This is a genomic window from Luteococcus sanguinis, assembly GCF_039527675.1.
GTDB lineage: Bacteria > Actinomycetota > Actinomycetes > Propionibacteriales > Propionibacteriaceae > Luteococcus > Luteococcus sanguinis.
The window spans coordinates 19833-37672 of record NZ_BAAAKI010000016.1 but is presented as its reverse complement, the minus strand read 5'-3'; the positions used below and the strand labels follow the sequence as shown (position 1 = coordinate 37672).

Sequence of the window (17840 nt, the reverse complement as noted above, 5' to 3'; positions counted from 1 at the left end):
GGAAGGGGAAGGCGTTCCAGGCGTCGCCGTTGTCGGTGTGGTCCTCACGAACGGTGCCCCACTGGCGCGCGCTCAGCTAGGGCGTGTCTGACAGAGGTTGGGGGCTGCGGCTGGGAGTCTCGATGGGTGTCGCGGTTTCAGGTGCTTTCGGATGCTCAGTGGTCGTTGATCGAGGAGATGCTGCCGCGTCCCACGGGCCGGCCGGGGCGGAGGTTCTCCCACGCCCGCACGATGGTCGAGGGCATCGTCTACCGTTACCGGACAGGGATCGCGTGGCGTGATCTGCCAGAGGTATTCGGTCCCTGGCAGACGGTGTGGACCTGGCATCGCCGGATGGCGTTCGATGGGACGTGGGATCGGGTGGCCGCAAAGATCGTCGCTGCCGCGGACGCTGCGGGGATGGTCGATTGGTCGCTGTCGGTGGACTCCACTATCGCCCGTGCGCATCAGCATGCGACGAACACGACCCGGCTCACAGGGGGCTGGATCGAATTACAAGGATCTGACGCTCGAGCCGCCTGATCACGGCATCGGCCGCTCCCGAGGCGGCTTGTCGACGAAGATCCATCAGCTCGTCGATGGCAACGGGCTCCCGCTGGTCACGTTGATCACCCCAGGCCAGGCGGGTGACTCGCCGATGTTCCTGCCGCTGATGGCGCAGCTACGAGTCGGGCGCGAGACGGGCCGGCCCAGAACTCGGCCCGACGCGGTCCGTGCCGACAAGGCCTATTCGTCTCGCGCGATCCGAGGGCACCTGCGTTCCCGCGGGATCAAGGCCGTGATCCCTGAACCGGACGATCAGAAGGGACACCGCAAACGACGCGGGTCACGCGGCGGACGACCGGTCGGACTGGACGCTTCCGACTACAAGAACAGGAACGTCATCGAACGCGGCTACTGCCGAATCAAGCAGTGGCGAGGACTCGCGACCCGCTACGACAAGCACGCCGTGGTCTACCGCGCCGCTGTCGTCCTCAACGCCGTCATCGCCTGGACCAAGACATTGTCAGACACGCTCTAGGGGCCCCAGCGTCGCCACGCGGAGTCGTCAGACGACGAGTGGGTGAGTCGTCGTCCCTCTGCCGTGAGCTACCTCGTCGCGCACGGCCCTGACCTCAGGCCTCCTGAGGGGGCGCCGCCAACGGGTCCACCGTTGGCGGATCACGGGTGGCCCGGGGCTGGGGTCGGTGACATTCCGCCAGAACGCGCAGCTCACGGCGATCCGGTCCCGTGGCGGGACCGGATCGCCCTGAGCGGGCGATTTTGGCGGAGAACCTTTTCCACAGGACGCGGCGAAAAGCCCGAAGTTGTCCACAGGCGCGAATGCCCCGCTTTCGGATGAGCCGGTCAGGCCATCAACTGGGGCGATGAAGAATCGGGACGAACTGGCGCGGGCCCCGGATGTCGGTGGCGGGGCACTGCGCGACAAGGACCACCCCCAACTCAGGTGGGCGATCAGGTCCGCGGTCGCCGATGGTCTGGCCAGGAGGCCATTGCCGGGGATCGTGATGGCCAGCGACGACAGCCGGTGGCAGAGCATGGTCCGGGCAACCTGGTTGTGGCGACCGGACGCCGTGTTCACCAGCACCGCCGCCGCAGCCCTGAGCTGGTGGCCTGGGGCGCCGGTGTGCTCCGTCGCCGCAAGAACGGCCCGGTCGCGTTCGGCTCCGCCAGCGGGGCTCACGCTCCTCATGACCCGACCGCTTCCGCCTGAATTGACGATCTCCCATGGGCACACCTGGCTCGCCATCCCGCCGCGAGCGCCCTGGACGCCGCTGACCATGGGGAGATGGACACCCTCTTCCACGGGTTGCGGACGGGCGCGTTCACACCGGCCGACCTGCGCGTGACGGCGGAATGGGCGCGGCTGGAGACCTGGCGCATGACGGCGGCTCGCGTGCGCAACAACCCTTGGTCGGTCGCCGAGTTGGACTTCCACGACCTTCTGCGTGGGGCTGGCATCAGCCGATGGAAGGGCAACGCGCCCGACTGGATCGGCGGCCGGTTCTACATCGGCGACCTGGTCTTCGACAACGTCAAGGTGGTCGTCGAGGTGGACAGCTGGACGCACCACGGGTCGCGCGAGGCCATTGAGCACGACTGGGAGCGCCACAACGCCTTCGAGTCGCACGGGTATCGGGTGCTCCACTTCCCCCCGAGCCGTATCCGCCAGGACCCTCGAGCGGTGCTCAACGAGTTGTGCGCGCTCCTGACCAGCCACAACTTCCGCCAAGATCGCCAGGTGAGCAACTTTCGGTCCCTCCCCGGGACCGGATTGCTCTCTGGTGGCAATTTTGGCGGGCGCGGCGTCGTGCCGCGGCCTCGAAGACAGTGGCCGGGCCCCCAGGACGGCTTGGCGCGCCCGGCATAGGCTCGGGACATGGACATCAGGGGCATGCGCAAGAGTTACGAGCAGGGCGAACTCGACGAGTCGGTGAGCCACGCGAACCCGGTCAACCAGTTCGGCGCCTGGTTCGACCAGGCGAAGGCCGCCAACATCCCCGAGCCCAATGCCATGACCCTGGCCACCGTCGGCGAGGGTGGGCGCCCGTCCACCCGCATCGTGCTGGTCAAGAGCTTCGACGAGCAGGGAATCGTCTTCTTCACCAACTACGACTCGCGCAAGGGCCAGGAACTGGCGACCAACCCGCAGGCCGCGTTGCAGTTCCACTGGGTCGAGCAGGAAAGGGTGGTGCGCATCGAGGGGCGCGTCGAGAAGGTCAGCGCCGAGGAGTCGGACGAGTACTTCCAGATGCGACCGATCGACTCGCGGATCGGCGCCTGGGCCAGCCCCCAGAGCCAGGTGATCGCCACCCGCGCCGTGCTGCTTGCCAACGCCGCGCGGTACGGCGCCCAGTTCGGCCCGCGCCCGCCGCGCCCCGACCACTGGGGCGGTTACCGCCTGGTGCCTGATACCTGGGAGTTCTGGCAGGGGCGCACATCCCGGCTGCACGACCGCCTGCGCTACCGACTCGACGAGCACGGCAACTGGAACAAGGAGCGCCTGGCCCCCTGAACACCACCTTCTGAACACCACCTTCTGAACACCATCGTCTCAACAGCACCGTCTCAACAGCACCGTGTCAACAGCACCGGCTGAACACCACCGGCTGAACACCACCGGCTGAACAGCACCGGCTGAACAGCACCGACCGAGCACGCCCCAAAGAACCCACCAAAAGGGGTGGTCAGACCAGGTGCCCCGCGTTACGGTCGCCGAATGGTCTTCCCCTCGCCGCCCGCGCCGGTGTCATCCATCCAGGACGTGGTCGGCAGCACCCCACTCGTCCGGCTGTCGCGACTGTTCCCCAACACCGAGGTCTTCGCCAAGCTCGAGTCCTTCAACCCCGGTGGCTCCGCCAAGGACCGCCCCGCCCTCAACATGCTCCGCGACGCCCTCGACACCGGCCGGCTGCAACGGGGCGGCACGGTCGTCGAGTCCAGCTCCGGGAACCTGGGAATGGCCTTGGCGCGCGCCTGCACCCTGGCCGGGGTCCGCTTCATCTGCGTCGTGGACAGCCGCGCCAACCGGTCCACCGTCGCGACCATCCGGGCGCTGGGCGGCGAGGTCAGCCTCGTCGACACCCCCGATCCCGAGACTGGCGACCTGCTCCGGGCCCGCCACCTGCGCGTCGCGGAACTGCTGCGCACCATCCCCGGCGCCATCTCGCTCGACCAGTACTCGAACCCGGCCAATCCCGCAGCCCACCGCGACGGGACGATGCGCGAGGTCGCCGGGGCCCTGGACCATCGCGTCGACCACCTCTTCGTCGCCGTCTCCACCACGGGCACCATCAATGGCTGCACCGACTACCTGCGCGAGCACGACATGGCGACCAGGGTCGTCGCCGTCGATGCCGTCGGTTCGGTGCTCTTCGACGGTGAGCAGGGCACCCGCCTGCTGCCCGGGATGGGCGCCGGCGTCGTGAGCCCTCTCTCCCGCCTGGTGATCCCGGACGAGGTGGTCCGCGTGACCGATGCGCAGGCCGTCGCCGGCTGCCGCGCTCTGGCGATCCGGGAAGGGATCTTGGCTGGCGCCTCCGGCGGGGCGGTGGTCTGGGCCCTGTCCCACGCCCGGTTCTCCACCGGCGACAGGGTTGCGGCGATCCTGCATGACGGCGGCTCGGCCTACCTCGACACCGTCCACGACGACGCGTGGGTCACCCAGGAGCTGGGCCTGAGCAGGACCGACATGGACGAACTCGTTGCGGAAGTGGCGTCATGAAGATCCTGATCGTGGGAGCTGGGCCCAAGGGGTTGCAGGCCCTCGGACAACTGGTTGCCCACGCGAACGGACGAACCGACCTCCAAGTGGGTGTCGTCGACCCGACCCCACCCGGCACCGGCGCCGGCTACGACCCCAGCCAGCCCGATTACCTGCGGCTCAACGTCAGCCCCCGCATCGTCCACCAGCCCCCGCTGCCGACTTTGGTGGAGTGGGCAGGTCTGGAGACGACGGACGCCGTCCCGCGCGCGCTGGTGGGGCGCTATCTGGCCGAGGCCTGGGAACGGTTGCGCGCCGATGCGCCATTCCCGATCACCTGGCACCGGGCATCGGTCGTCCAGCTGGAGCCGAGTGCCGACGGCTGGCGCGCCAGCCTCTCGTCCGGTGACCTGCTCGAGGCGGACGAAGTGCTGCTGGCCACCGGACATGCGCCTGACTGGGACGGCGCCCTGGTGCACGGCTGGAGCTCCGAGGTGCCGCTGATCCCGAGCGTCTACCCGGTCGAGCAGCTGTCATCCATCCAGCCCGGGGCCAGGGTCGCCACCCGCGGGGCCGCGCTCACCTTCATCGACTTGGCGCTGGCGCTGACCGAGGGGCGCGACCGCGCCGACCGGCCGGCCGCGATCCTGCCCACGGCCCGGACCGGCCAGCTGCTGGGTGCCAAACCTGCCCCGCTCGACGACCCGGCCGCCGTCGAGCTGCCCCGCAACCCGCTGGCCGTGCTGGACGCCGTGGAACACCTCGCGCTGGATCTGCTCAATCGGGTCACCGGACGCAGCCACCGGTCGGATGAGATCGCGCGCACCCTTGCCACTGGATGGGAACCCGACCTGGGTCGCGGGCAGGCTGCGGAGGCGCTGCGCCGCTCGGTACAGGTCGCCGACGGCAGCCGCGAGCCCGGGCCCGCCTGGGCGCTGGGACGCACCTGGTCGGTGCGCTACGCCGAGGTGGTCCAGGCACTGTCGTTCAGCGATCCCGATCCGGACGACTGGTCGGCCTTCCTGCACGGCGCCGCTGCGCTGGAAAGGCTCACCTTCGGCCCGCCGCTGGGCAATGCGCGTCGCCTGCTCGCGCTGATCGACGAGGGCGTGGTCGACACCAGTTGGCTGGACCGCGGCGTCCGGATCGACGCCGCGGGCATCCACCAGGTGCCCGCCGGTGATGCTCCCGCCGACTGGGTGGTGGACGCCGTGCTGGCACCGCCCGGCGCCGATCACGCGCGCACCCCATTGGTGGACCAGTTGCTGGCCGAGGGCCATGCCCGGCTCGCTCCCGGGCAGCGGGGTCTGGCGGTCGATCGTGAGGGACGTCTGGGACGCGGCCTGTCGTCGGTGGGACGTCCGGTCGAGGACGTGGTGGTGGGCAACGACACCTTGAGTTGTGAACTGCATGACCTGCCGGCCCGGTGGGCCGGTCGCGTCCTGGGTCACTGACCGGCGCGCCAGTCAGGTCTGCCCGCAGCGAAAGATGCCCACCCCTAGGGCTGGCCTTGCTCGACGTGTCGACAAATCGTCAGTTAGACAGGAGGCATGACAGACTTCCAGAACACCACCCCGGGGTCCTCCAACAGCAGGACCGACCAGGCGAAGCAGGAGGCTGGCCAGCTCGGTCGCGAGGCCAAGGGCCAGGCGGCCGAGGTCAAGGACACCGCCGTCTCCGCGGCCTCGCAGGTTGCCGACACGGCCAAGCAGGAGGCCACTCAGGTCGTGGGCGAGGCCCGCGAGCAGGTGCGCGGTCTCATCGACACCACGCTGGGCGAGGTCCGAGGCCGCACCCGTGAGGGCCAGGGCGCCCTCGCCAGCACCCTCAAGGGCCTGACCGACGAGCTCGGAAAGATGACCAGCGGGCAATCCACCAGCGGCCCCGTCGCCGAATTCGCCGGTGATCTGGCCCAGCGCGGCGACCGCCTCGCGTCCTGGCTCGAAAACGCGGAGCCTGACGACATCCTCGTCGAGGTGCGTCGCTTCGCCGCCCGGCGTCCCGGAACCTTCCTGGCCGTCGCCGCCGGCGCTGGTCTGCTGGCCGGACGCCTGGCCCGTGGCACCCGTGAGGTGATCGCGGACGAGAACCAGCGCGCCGAGGCCCTCCAGTACCGGACCGGCACCACTCAGTACACCGGCACCACCCAGTACCGCGACAACGTCCTGGGCGAACCCACCGGCTACGTCCAGCCGACCGGCTACCCGCAGACTGGTACGCCTTCGGCCACGCCGCGCACCACCGGCATCCAGCCCGTCGACACCGGTCTCGGCAACGCCGACCTGAACGCCGACATCCTGCACCCGGACACCCGCACCAACCCGGGAATCATCTGATGACCGGCGCCCACACCCCCGAGCCGACCGCATCGTCGAGCTCGACGCGCCATGGGCTGGTCGAGGACGAGCGCTCGATCGGCGAGATCGTCTCCGACCTCAGCGCGAACTTCTCGACGCTGATGCACCAGGAGCTCGACCTCGCGAGGGCCGAGCTCCGTACCGAGGCCAAGAAGGCTGGCTCCGGCGCGGGGATGCTCGCCGGAGCGGGCATCATGGCGCACCTGGCGCTGACCTTCGCGTCCTTGGCCCTGTGGTGGACGATCGCGATCTGGATCGGCACCCACGACCACCCCGCGCTGGGCTGGTCGGGCCTGATCCTCGCCATTTTGTGGGGGATCGTCGCGGCCATTCTCGCCTCGCGCGGCAAGTCAGAGCTGCAGGCCCTGGAAGGGGCCCCGCGCACCACCGAGACCGTCAAGAAGATTCCGGATGCCCTCAAGGGCAATGAGGAGATGAACCGATGACCACGAACGATCCCGAGAAGATCCGCCAGGACATTGAGCGCACCCGCGCCAGCCTGAGCGACGACGTCAACGCCCTGGCCGATACCGCGAACCCCAGGAACATCGCGCAGGCGCAGGTCGACAAGGCCAAGGAAACCGTCTCCGACAAGGTCGGACAGGTGAAGGAGAAGGTCTTCGGCAGCGACGACGACTACTACGACAATGGCGTGGTGGGCGACGTGCATGACCGTGCGACAGGTGCCGTGGACGACGCCCGTGGCCGCGCCACCGACGCCGTCGACGGTGTTCGCCAGAATGTCGCCGACGCACCGCGCCAGGTGCGTCGCAACACCCGCGGCAACCCGCTGGCCGCCGGTCTGGTGGCCTTCGGTCTGGGTGCCCTCGTGGGTGGCCTGATGCCGGCCAGCGACGCCGAGAAGCGCGCCGCCGGCAAGGTGAAGGAGCAGGCCGCCCCGGTCATCGACCAGGCCAAGGACGTCGCCAAGGATGCGGCCGGCTCGCTGCAGCAGCCCGCCACCGACGCCCTGAACCAGGTCAAGGACGCGGCCACCGGCGCTGCTGACAACGTCAAGGACGAGGCCCGGTTCGCCGCGCAGGACGTCCAGGAGACCGCGCAGTCCGCCAAGGACGAGGTCAAGGACCAGGCCAACCAGGCCAAGGACAACGTCCAGAAGAACTAACGCAGTCGCAGGATGACTGGTGTTGGGCCCCGGTGGCATGTGCCGCCGGGGCCGTTCCCTGTCTGGTGCCCCCACGAACGAGCCGCGAGGATGGACCCATGACGACCCAGCAGCACGCCGCGCCGATGTGTACCGGGGTGCGTCCCCTGACCGCCCGCCGCGAGCCATGGATGGACGACTTGCTGGCCGACGCTGACCGCTGCGCCGCCCTGTTGGAGGAGTACGGCTCGCCGGTGAACGTGATCAACCCGTCCCCGCTGCAGCGCAATGCGGACGAGTTGACGGCTGCCGCCCGTGAGGCAGGCGTCGCCTTCCGGGTCTTCGTGGCCCGCAAGGCGAACAAGGCGCTGTCGATCGTGGACGAGGCGAACCGACTGGGGCTGGGCATCGACGTCGGCTCCGAGCGTGAGCTGCGCCAGGTGTTGGATCGCGGCGTCCACCCCGACGACGTCATCGTCACCGCCGCCGTGAAGCCGGACTCCCTGCTGCGGCTGTGCCTGGAGCGCGATGTCCCGCTGGCCCTGGACAACCTGGACGAGGGCGACCGGCTGCTCGAACTTGCCGCCGAGTCGTCATTGCATGGGGATACCGCCCCCCGGGTCGCGCTGCGGATCAGCATCGAGGGCAGCAATGGTGAGGGGAACGTCATCGCCCCGACCCGATTCGGTGAGGCCGCGGCGTTGTGGCTGGGCTGGATGCCCGAGCTTCGCTTCCTGCGCATCGAGGGAGTGCACTTCCACCTGCACGGCTACGCGGCCGCCGACCGGGTCGCCGGCATCCGGCAGGCCGTGGCGCTGGTCGACCAGTTGCGCACCCGCGGTTGGGCCCCGCACTTCGTCGACATGGGCGGCGGCATCCCGATGAGCTACCTGGACGACGGCTCCCAGTGGGACGCCTTCTGGCGCGACCCGGTGACCTGGCGGGGCCGCGAGCTGCAGCAGGTCTACCCCTACCACCAGGCGCCGGTGCGCGGTGGGTGGCTCGCCCGGGTGCTTGCCGAGGCCGCGGACGACATCGCCAGCCGCGGGCTGGAACTGCGCTGCGAACCGGGACGCTCCGTGCTGGACGGCTGTGGCATGACCCTGGCCCGGGTGGCCTTCCGCAAGGAGACCAGCGACGGGCTGCCGATCGTCGGGCTGGAGATGAACCGGACCCAGTGCCGCACCACCTCGGACGACTACCTGGTCGACCCGGTGCTGGTCCGGCCCTCGTCCGCGCGTCCGGCGTCGCCGCCCATGACCGGCGCCTACCTGGTGGGCGCCTACTGCATCGAGGCGGAACTGCTGTTCGCGCGTCCCTTCGACTTCCCGTCCGGAGTGGCCGTGGGCGACGTCGTCGCGATCCCGAACACGGCGGGCTACTTCATGCACATCCTGGAGAGCGCCTCGCACCAGATCCCGCTCGCGCGCAATGTGGTGCTGGACGCGACGAAGGGCGCCGACGAGATCCGGTTGGATCCCATCGACGCCCTCTAGACCGCGAAGCGGGGTTGGTTTGCACCGCTGTCGGTGCAAACCAACCCCGGTTCAACTCACGTCACTCAGCCAGCAGGCGGTAGACGTCCTTGCGGGCCGACTCCAGGATGGCCTTCACCTTCTGGAGCTGGTCCTGGTCACCGGCGACGACGACCTGCTGCACGGCCATGCCGAGCTGGTGCATGTCGCTGCGCACGTCCAGGAAGCCCTGGTGCGGCTGGGCCACCTTCTCCCAGGGGTTGGCCAGCGCGTCGGCGTGCTCGTCGACGTGCGTGCGGCCGGCCTCGGTGAGGCGGTAGACCTTCTTGCCGGAGGCCTCGGCGGGCTCGATCAGGCCCTCGTCCTCGAGCAGCCCCAGAGCGGGGTAGATCGATCCAGCGGACGGGCTCCACAGCCCGTCGGTCTTCTCGCTGATGGCGCTGATCATGCCGTAGCCGTTCAGCTCCTGGTCCTTGAGCAGCGCCAGGATGGCGTTGCGGACGTCGCCCTTGCGACCGCGGCCCGGGCCACGCCCGCCGCCGCGACGGCCGGGACCACCCTCGCCCCAGGGTCCGCGACCACGGCCGCGTCCCCCGCCGAACATGAAGGCGTCATCGGGACCATTGGCAGGACCGTGGTGGTGTCCACCCTGGGGGCCGAAGCCCTCGGGGCCGTTCTGGTCGTCCGGGAAGGGGCGGGGACCGCGTCCGCGGCCTTGGCCATGACCCTCGGGGCCACGGTGGTGGTGATGGTGGCCGCGACGGAGGCCTTCGAAGTTCTCGTTGAACTCGTTCATGGTGTTCTCCTTGTGTGCCCTCGTGGGGCTGTGGTGGGTGAGCTCGACGGATCTGTCCGGAGCACCTCTTGGGGGTGCCCACCGCCGGCTCTTCGTCAACGACCCGTTGTCGTTATATCGAAATAGTATCTCCATGGATCCTGCGATGCAACTTCACCGCTGGGACGGACCCTGGCGACAACTGGCAGGTGGATGTTCGGCGGGCATGAGAGGGGTCCGCTGATGCGAAGGGGCTCTGACACAATCACCAGCCATGGAGCATCTGGTTCTCGGGATCGCCGCCTTCTTGGCGGTCGTACTGGCCGTCACCACACTGTGTCGCCGGTTCGAGCTGAACGAGTCACTCGGCCTGATGCTCGTCGGCATCGTCGGCAGCTTCCTGCCGTTCGTCCACCTACCCAACCTTTCGCCGGAGCTGATCCTGGTTGGGGCGCTGCCGCCGCTGCTGTACGCGTCCGCCATCAACACCTCACTGGTCGACTTCCGCCGCGACGCAAGCACCATCGGCTGGCTCTCGATCGGGTTGGTGATCTTCACCGCGCTGGGGGTGGGTGTGGTCGTGCACGAGATGCTGGACGTGGCGTGGGCGCCCGCCTTCGCCCTCGGCGCCGTCGTTGCCCCGCCCGACGCGGTGGCCGCCACCGCGGTCGCCCGCTCGATCGGACTACCGCGCCGCGTGGTCTCCGTGCTCGAGGGAGAGAGCCTGGTCAACGACGCGACAGCGCTGGTGGCCCTGAACACCGCCACCGCCGCCATGGTCGGGTCGGTCTCCTTCGGCGGTGTCGCGGCCGACTTCCTGCGCGCGGTGGCCGTCGCGATCCTGGTCGGCCTGGCGGTCGCGAAGCTGGTCTCGATCGTCTACCGGTATGTCCCGGACGCGACGACGTCCACCGCCCTCAGCCTGATGACGCCCTTCCTGGCCTTTGTACCCTCCGAGGAACTGCAGGGCTCCGGTGTGCTTGCGGTCGTCGTCGCGGGTCTGGTGCTCGGCCACAGGTCCGCGCGGATCCAGACCGGCGAGACCCGGCTGGCGCAGCGGATCAACTGGCGCACCATCTCCTACCTCCTGGAGAACTCGGTCTTCCTGCTGATCGGCCTGCAGGCGCGCACCATCCTCGAGGATGCGGCCGCCGTCGGCCTTGCGGGCGGACGGGTGCTGGCCGCCTGCGTGGCGACGCTGGTCGCGGTGATGGTGTTGCGCGTGCTGTGGATCTTCGCGACGCGAGTCCTCGTCCACATCGGCCCGCGCGAGGCGAGCACGCCCTGGCGCGAGGCCCTGGTCCAGTCCTGGGCCGGGATGCGCGGCGTGGTCACCCTGGCCGCCGCGCTGACCCTGCCGTCCGACACCCCCTACCGTCCGATCCTGATCCTGATCGCGCTGGTGGTCACTGTCGGGACGCTGTTGATCCAGGGGCTGACGCTGCCGATGCTGGCCCGCCACGCCGGGGTCTACGGCCCGGACCCGCGCGAGGACACCTTGCAGGAGGCAACCGCCTACGCCCACGCCGTCACCGCCGGAAGTGCAGCGATGAGGGCCGCCGCCAACCCTGGGGACGAGGAGATCGTCCAGCGGATCGAGTCGCTCACCAACCGTCGTCTCAATGCCATCTGGGAGCGCCTCGGCCGTCCGGAGGACGACGTCGAGACGCCCTCGGAGACCTACCGACGGCTGCGGCAGGTGTCCATCGAGGCCGAGCGCAACAAGCTGCTCAAGCTGCGCGACAGCGGCCACACCGAGGCCGAAGTGCTGTCCGGGTTGCTGATGGGGCTGGACGTGGAGGAGGCCTCCCTGCAGCCCTACACGCGCGTCAACGAGGAGGTGCGCTCGGCGCCACTGCGTCCACAACTACCGAACTCACCGTGCGAGCACCTGGCCGAATCGCCTCTCCAGGTCGCACCCACCAGCCTGGACTGCCCCGAGTGCACGGCCGAGGGCACCCGGCCCGTCCACCTGCGCATGTGCCTGTCCTGCGGCCACGTGGGTTGTTGTGACTCCTCGGTCGGCATGCACGCGACGCGTCACTTCGAGCAGACCGGCCACCCGACCATGCGCTCGATCGAGCCCGGTGAGTCCTGGCGTTGGTGCTACCTGGACGGGTTGTTGGACGGCGGCGCCTAGACCGGCTGCACCCCGGGCGGCGATGGCAACCTCCACTGGTCTCCCAGCCAGCGATCGAAACTGCCCGGGACGAAGCGGCTCACCCCACCACCGGGGTAGGGGGAGAACTCGCCGAACCAGACCTGCCCGTCCGCGACGTAGAAGTCGACCCGGACGAAGTCCCAGCCGGCGCCGAGTTCGGCGGCGAGCGCGTACATCTCGTCCAACAGTTCCGGACGCTCGATCTGTGGCTTGGACGGGAGATAGGTGGACGCCACGTCCAACCGCGTGAAGCGCTCGTCGAAGTAGGTGCAGCGGTGGTCGGTGAAGCGGTCGGTGTGGATCTCCAAGAGCTTCACCCGGCCGTCGAAGACGCAGAACTTGTAGTCGGGCAGGTCGGCGTCGAAGGGGATCTTCTCCTCCAGCAGCATCACATGCTGCGCGGCCGAATAGCCCCACTCCCCCAGCCGCTCGTGCTGTTCACCGGTGAGCCAGCCGACGGTCTTCTCCCGCAGCTCTTCGCGGCTGGCGGGCAGGAAGACCACGTCACCACTGCCGTCGTTCGGCTTCAGGATCGCCTCGCGGGCCAGCAGTTCGTCCGGGATCTGCTCGACATCAGTCCCCACCCACCACGTCTCCGGAATCCGCAGCCGAGCCACATCCGAAACCTTCGCGCGGGCCATCTCCTTCATCGCCAGCTTGTCGCAGGTCGCGACCAGTTCGGGGCGACGGTCGTTGATGATGCGCCAGTTGACCTTCTCGGAGAAGGTCTTTGGGTGGGTGAAGTTACCCGGACGCCCCATGGCGGCCGTGAACAGGTATTGCCGGCGCCAGTACAGCGGCAGGCTGCCAGCAATGCGGCGGTGCAGGGGACGAAGCCCGTCACGCAGGGGCCGGGTCAGGCTGGTGCTGAGATCCACCCACCCCTGACGGGCTGGCGCGTTTGACCCCCGCTGCGGTGCTGCGGAGCGCTTGAACATGATTGGTCCCCTGTCCCGGTGGCCCCCGCCACCGGAAAGTCACACTATCCACCGGAGCTGGCAGGCATTCTCAGTTTTCGCCCCATCCTCAGCTCTGCTTGGGCATGCCGGGCGCGAGGACCAGGAAAGAAGCAGCCACCTCGAGCGTAGGACGGCCCATGGGTGAGAACCAGCAGCACCTCACAACCGCCCAGGGATACCTCACCAGCGCGTGAACTCCCGGCGAAAAGTCCGTCCCCGGTGCCCGGTCCATCGAGCACTGCCACCAGAATGGAGCTCATGACCCAGCAGCAGACGCCCGCGCCCGCGAAGATGAAGATCGGCATCCTGACCAGCGGTGGTGATGCGCAGGGCATGAATGCGGCGGTGCGTTCGGTCGTCCGCACGGCCCTGACGCTGGGCGCCGAGCCCTATGCGATCTACGAGGGATACCAGGGCATGATCGACGGCGGCGACGGCATCAAGCAGTTCGGCTGGGACGATGTCGGCTCGATCCTGCACCGCGGCGGGACGATCATCGGCACCTTCCGCTCCAAGGAATTCCGGGAGCGTGAAGGACGGCTGAAGGCTGCTGCGAACCTCGTCGAGCACGGCATCGACCGGCTGGTCGTAATCGGCGGCGACGGTTCACTCTCGGGCCTGGACCTCTTCCGGCAGGAGTGGGACGGCCTGTTGGCCGAGCTGCTGATCACCGGCCGGATCACCCAGGAGCAGGCGGACGCGCACCCGGCGCTGATGATCGCCGGCTTGGTGGGCTCCATCGACAACGACCTGGTCGGCTCCGACATGACGATCGGCGCGGACACCGCCTTGCACCGGATCGTCTCCGCGATCGATGACCTGGCGAGCACCGCCGCCAGTCACCAGCGCTCCTTCGTGGTCGAGGTGATGGGACGCCACTGCGGCTACCTGGCGCTGATGGCGGCCATTGCGGGTGGCTGTGACTACGTCCTGATTCCCGAGAACCCCCCAGCCGACGGCTGGGAGGACAAGATGTGCGCCGAGCTGAAGCGCGGCCGCGATGCCGGGCGCCGCGAGTCGATCGTCCTGGTGGCCGAGGGTGCGCAGGACCGCTCCGGCAACCCAATCTCGGCCGAGTATGTCCGCAGCACCCTCGAGGAGAAGCTGCACGAGGACGCCCGGGTGACGATCCTGGGCCACGTCCAGCGCGGTGGTTCGCCGAGCGCCTACGACCGGTGGGCGTCCACGTGGCTGGGGCACGAGGCCGTCAAGGAGGTACTCGCGGTCACCCCCGAGAGCCCCGGCAATGTGATGGCCATCCGGGGAAACCGGGTGGTGCCCACCGACCTGATGGAGGCGATTCGTCACACTCGCGAGGTGCCCGAGCGGATCGCCGCCGGTGACTTCGGCGGGGCGATGGAGCTGCGCGGCGGCTCCTTCACCGAGATGGACCAGATCTTCCACGAGATGGCCGAACCGAGCCAGGTCGACGTCGCCTCCGACGCCAAGCGAGTCGCGATCGTGCACGCCGGAGGGCTCGCGCCGGGGATGAACACCGCTGCCCGGGCCGCGGTCCGGTTGGGCATTGCCCGCGGTCACACCATGCTCGGGATCAACGGCGGCTTCCCCGGCCTTCGGGACGGCAACATCTCCGAGCTGACCTGGGAGGACGTCGAGGGCTGGACCGCCGACGGCGGCGCCGAGCTGGGGACGCGGCGGACGATCCCGCCGCTGGAGCAGCTGTATCCGATCAGCCGCTCGCTGGAGCAGGCCAATGTGGACGCGCTGATCGTGATCGGCGGCTGGAATGCCTATCAGGCGGCCTACCTGCTGTACTCCGAGCGCGACCGCTACCCGGCCTTCAAGATCCCGATCGTGTGCATCCCCGCCAGCATCGACAACAACCTGCCCGGCTCGGAGCTGGCGATCGGCACCGACACCGCGCTGAACGTGATCGTCGAGGCGATCGACCGGATCAAGCTGTCCGGTTCGGCGTCCAAGCGCGCCTTCGTGGTGGAGACGATGGGCCGCTATTGCGGCTACCTGGCGCTGATGGGCGGCCTGGCCAGCGGCGCCGAGCGGGTGTACCTGCACGAGGAGGGCATCCGGCTGGCCGAGCTGAGCCACGACGTGGACGCGCTGTGTGAGTCCTTCCGGCAGGGACGTCGTCTCTTCCTGGCGGTGCGCAACGAGCGCGCATCCGAGCACTACACCACCGACTTCATCACCCGGCTGCTGGAGGAGGAGGGCAAGGAGCTGTTCGACGTGCGCCAGGCGATCCTGGGACACGTCCAGCAGGGCGGCTCACCCTCCCCCTTCGACCGGCTGCTGGCCACGCGGCTGGTGTCGCGCGCGCTGAACCTGGTGGACGAGGAGTTCGCGCAGGGACGGGCACACGGCTGGTACCTCGGCCTGCAGGGCGCCAAGGTCGAACAGTCGCCGCTGAACCACATGATGGAGCACATGGACCCGGAGTTCCGTCGTCCGCTGGAGCAGTGGTGGCTCCAGCTGATCGACGTGAACCGCTCGGTCAGCGACGACCCGGCCCTGTTCGAGAAGGCCTGAGTTCGACAGCCCGTCAGCTGGCTGCCTTCACCGGGGTCACCACCAGCGACTTCACCTGGGAGGTGCCTCCCTCGGCGAAGAGCTGGACCCCCGTCGAGCCGAGCGAGGGGTAGATCAGGTCGGTCAGCGCCACCTGCCCGCCCTGCGCGAAGACCTCGACCGACGAGCTGTCGACCCACACGTCCAGGGTCACCGGCGAGCTGCCAACCTCCAGTGGTGCCGAGTGCCGGGCGGCGAAGCGGGGGTCGAAATCGCTGGCACCCGACTTGGTCCGGTCGATGAAGACCTCGCGGCTCGCGGCGTCGTAGCCGACGCGCGTCCGCTCGCCCCCGCTGACCCGGACGTCCACGCCGGTGCTGGACGAAGAACCGGGATCGATCGTCACCTGCACCCGCAGGGCGGTGCCAAAGACGTCCACCTTCTTCACCCCGGAGGTCACCGCAACGGAACCCTTGCCGGGCCGCAGGCGGACCGAACTCTTGCCGAGCAGCTTGTTCAGCTGGGGAACGGGTGCACTGGTGACCGTCTCTCGTCCGTTCACCATCTTCAGCGACAGCTCGCGGGGCAACGACTGCTCACCTCGCCAGGTGTTCGTCGGGGTGGCGTTCTGGTAGTCCCAGTTGCCCATCCAGCCGAAGACGATCCGCTTGCCGTCGGGAGCGTCGTTGTAGCTGACGGCTGCGTAGAAGTCGTTGCCGTGGTCGAGGAAACGGGCCCGCTTCATCACGCCCAGCGCCGGCTTGGCGGCCAGCATGAAGTGGTCGGCCAGCAGGTGGCCCCAGTCACCGGTCGCGCTGTCGACGAGCTGCACCTGCGCCTGCTTGCCCTGCAGGTCGGCCAGGCTCCACGAGACCCAGTCCAACCAGACGCCGTTGTTCCCGGTGGCGGTGCGGAGGTTCACCGCCGTCGGGGCGTCGCCACCCCAGGCGTGGTTGCCGCCCGCGACGAGGAAGTTGATGTACGCGGAGTCGATCGTGAAGTCGGGTGACCAGATGGTGCCGGTGGCGGGGTCGCAGGCCCCGATGCAGGTGTCGAGCACCTTGGACCCCAGCTGGCCGGCCAGGTTGGACGTCGTCGGGGTGGCGCCGGCGAAGTCGCCGCTGGCGGCCCAGCCGTCGCCGAAGGTCGCGCCCTCGAAGTCGGCGAAGACCGTCCCGGCGGGGGCTGCGGTCTGTCCGTCGGGGACGTGCGGATGGTTGCCACCCGCGATCAGGAAGTCGAGGTACTTCTGGTCGACGGTGAAGGCGGGGGACGTGAGGGTGCCGGTGTCGGCGTCCGAGCTGCCGAAGCTGTCGACGATTCGGCTGCCCTGCACGCCCGTGACGTCCGCGCCGGGAACCACCGGACCCGAGCCGAAGGCCGTCCCGGTCGTCGTCCAGTCGCCATGGGACGTGGACTCGAAGCCCTGCAGCACGGTTCCCGCGGGCGGGGTGTAGGTGGCGGCATCCGGTGAGGTGAAGGTGTGGCCGTCGAAGTCGCCGACGAAGTAGGCGGTTCGCCCGGCGACCGACAGGCTCATCACCCACTTGGTCGTGCCGGTGTGGGATCGGTGAGCTGGAACAGGTCGGGGCATTCCCAGACCGAGGAGGTCACGCCAGCGGGGCCGAAGTCGGATTCGTGGGTCCAGCCCTTGAGGTCGGACGAGGAGTAGATCGCGATCTTGTGGTCGACGGACTTGGCCACCACCATCAGCCAGCGGCTGGTGGAAGCGTCCCACCACACCTTCGGGTCGCGGAAGTCCTTCAGGCCCGCGTCCAGCACGGGGTTGTTGGCGTACTTCACCCAGGTCTCGCCGTTGTCCAGGGAGTAGGCCAAGGCTTGGCGCTGCGTGCCCGATGCCTTGTGGGCGCTGGTGTAGACCGCGACCAGCGGCGGGTTGTCGGTGGTTCCCAGGCCGGAGCTGTTGATCTTGTCGAAGACGACGCTGCCCGACCAGACGTCCTCATTCTCGTCGGTGGAGATGGCGACCGGGTGCCGGGCCCAGTGCACGAGGTCGGTGCTGGTGGCATGGCCCCAGGAGCCGTTCCCGGACGTCGCCCCATAGGGGTTGTACTGGTAGAAGAGGTGGTAGGTGCCGTCCTTGTGGATCAACCCATTCGGGTCGTTCATGAAGTTCTCGGTGGACGTGTAGTGGTAGCTCGGCCGGTAGGGGTCTGCGGCAGGGTTCGCGACATTGCGTGGAGTTGACGGAACGCTATGCCAGCAGGTGATCGGGGGGAAGCGGCAAGCGGCCACCTTCTCGAAAACCCACCCCCTGGGGTTTCAGGCGCGCACTGGCCCAGACGCACGAACTGGGTGG

16 protein-coding genes are annotated in these 17840 nt (G+C 68.9%); 12 read left to right on the top strand and 4 right to left on the bottom strand.

Annotation, left to right across the window (positions count from 1 at the left end):
* The first annotated feature begins 126 nt into the window (after window positions 1-126).
* The 10 genes from ABD089_RS13855 to ABD089_RS11170 all read left to right on the top strand — a co-directional run bounded on the left by ABD089_RS13855 (window position 127) and on the right by ABD089_RS11170 (window position 9162).
* A complete protein-coding gene (locus tag ABD089_RS13855) occupies window positions 127-522 on the top strand; it encodes a transposase (protein WP_386769484.1) in 396 nt (131 codons plus the stop codon).
* Window positions 440-1021, top strand: a complete 582-nt coding sequence (locus tag ABD089_RS11210; protein WP_386769483.1) for an IS5 family transposase — start codon at window positions 440-442, stop codon at window positions 1019-1021. Before ABD089_RS13855 ends, ABD089_RS11210 begins: the two co-directional genes overlap by 83 nt.
* A 768-nt stretch (window positions 1022-1789) precedes the next feature.
* On the top strand, window positions 1790-2371 hold the full coding sequence (locus tag ABD089_RS11205) for an endonuclease domain-containing protein (RefSeq protein WP_343886492.1): 582 nt from the start codon (window positions 1790-1792) through the stop codon (window positions 2369-2371).
* Between the two features lie 9 nt (window positions 2372-2380).
* Window positions 2381-3016: a pyridoxamine 5'-phosphate oxidase gene (pdxH, locus tag ABD089_RS11200; protein ID WP_343886490.1), complete on the top strand. Its 636-nt coding sequence runs from the start codon at window positions 2381-2383 to the stop codon at window positions 3014-3016.
* A gap of 204 nt (window positions 3017-3220) precedes the next feature.
* Entirely contained in the window at window positions 3221-4225 is a 1005-nt protein-coding gene (gene sbnA / locus ABD089_RS11195) for a 2,3-diaminopropionate biosynthesis protein SbnA (protein ID WP_343886489.1), read from the top strand.
* Window positions 4222-5658, top strand: a complete 1437-nt coding sequence (locus tag ABD089_RS11190; protein WP_343886488.1) for an FAD/NAD(P)-binding protein — start codon at window positions 4222-4224, stop codon at window positions 5656-5658. The genes sbnA and ABD089_RS11190 overlap by 4 nt, the downstream gene beginning before the upstream one ends.
* Before the next feature lie 96 nt (window positions 5659-5754).
* The gene (locus tag ABD089_RS11185; RefSeq protein ID WP_343886487.1) at window positions 5755-6540 is read left to right on the top strand and encodes a hypothetical protein; all 786 of its coding nucleotides are present in this window, start codon (window positions 5755-5757) and stop codon (window positions 6538-6540) included.
* Window positions 6540-7007 carry a phage holin family protein gene (locus ABD089_RS11180; RefSeq protein WP_343886486.1) on the top strand — a complete coding sequence of 156 codons (468 nt, stop codon included), beginning with the start codon at window positions 6540-6542 and terminating at the stop codon, window positions 7005-7007. Before ABD089_RS11185 ends, ABD089_RS11180 begins: the two co-directional genes overlap by 1 nt.
* Entirely contained in the window at window positions 7004-7687 is a 684-nt protein-coding gene (locus tag ABD089_RS11175; protein WP_343886485.1) for a DUF3618 domain-containing protein, read from the top strand. Before ABD089_RS11180 ends, ABD089_RS11175 begins: the two co-directional genes overlap by 4 nt.
* Before the next feature lie 98 nt (window positions 7688-7785).
* Complete coding sequence (locus tag ABD089_RS11170; protein ID WP_343886484.1) at window positions 7786-9162, top strand: type III PLP-dependent enzyme domain-containing protein; 1377 nt, start codon at window positions 7786-7788, stop codon at window positions 9160-9162.
* Window positions 9163-9223: 61 nt separating this feature from the next.
* On the opposite strand, the gene ABD089_RS11165 is transcribed toward ABD089_RS11170, so the two are convergent.
* Complete coding sequence (locus ABD089_RS11165) at window positions 9224-9937, bottom strand: PadR family transcriptional regulator (protein WP_343886483.1); 714 nt, start codon at window positions 9935-9937, stop codon at window positions 9224-9226.
* 253 nt (window positions 9938-10190) lie between these two features.
* Between ABD089_RS11165 and ABD089_RS11160 the strand changes: the two genes are divergently transcribed.
* Window positions 10191-12056: a Na+/H+ antiporter gene (locus tag ABD089_RS11160; protein ID WP_343886482.1), complete on the top strand. Its 1866-nt coding sequence runs from the start codon at window positions 10191-10193 to the stop codon at window positions 12054-12056.
* Here ABD089_RS11160 and ABD089_RS11155 read toward each other — a convergent pair.
* Window positions 12053-12955 (bottom strand): ATP-grasp fold amidoligase family protein, encoded by a 903-nt coding sequence (locus tag ABD089_RS11155; protein ID WP_343886481.1) that lies wholly within the window; start codon window positions 12953-12955, stop codon window positions 12053-12055. The genes ABD089_RS11160 and ABD089_RS11155 overlap by 4 nt on opposite strands.
* Before the next feature lie 339 nt (window positions 12956-13294).
* Between ABD089_RS11155 and ABD089_RS11150 the strand changes: the two genes are divergently transcribed.
* Complete coding sequence (locus ABD089_RS11150) at window positions 13295-15541, top strand: 6-phosphofructokinase (protein ID WP_343886480.1); 2247 nt, start codon at window positions 13295-13297, stop codon at window positions 15539-15541.
* Window positions 15542-15554: 13 nt separating this feature from the next.
* On the opposite strand, the gene ABD089_RS11145 is transcribed toward ABD089_RS11150, so the two are convergent.
* Window positions 15555-17060, bottom strand: a complete 1506-nt coding sequence (locus ABD089_RS11145) for a GH32 C-terminal domain-containing protein (protein WP_343886478.1) — start codon at window positions 17058-17060, stop codon at window positions 15555-15557.
* The gene (locus tag ABD089_RS11140) at window positions 17060-17776 is read right to left on the bottom strand and encodes a glycoside hydrolase family 32 protein (RefSeq protein WP_343886477.1); all 717 of its coding nucleotides are present in this window, start codon (window positions 17774-17776) and stop codon (window positions 17060-17062) included. The genes ABD089_RS11145 and ABD089_RS11140 overlap by 1 nt, the downstream gene beginning before the upstream one ends.
* Between the last annotated feature and the right edge of the window lie 64 nt (window positions 17777-17840).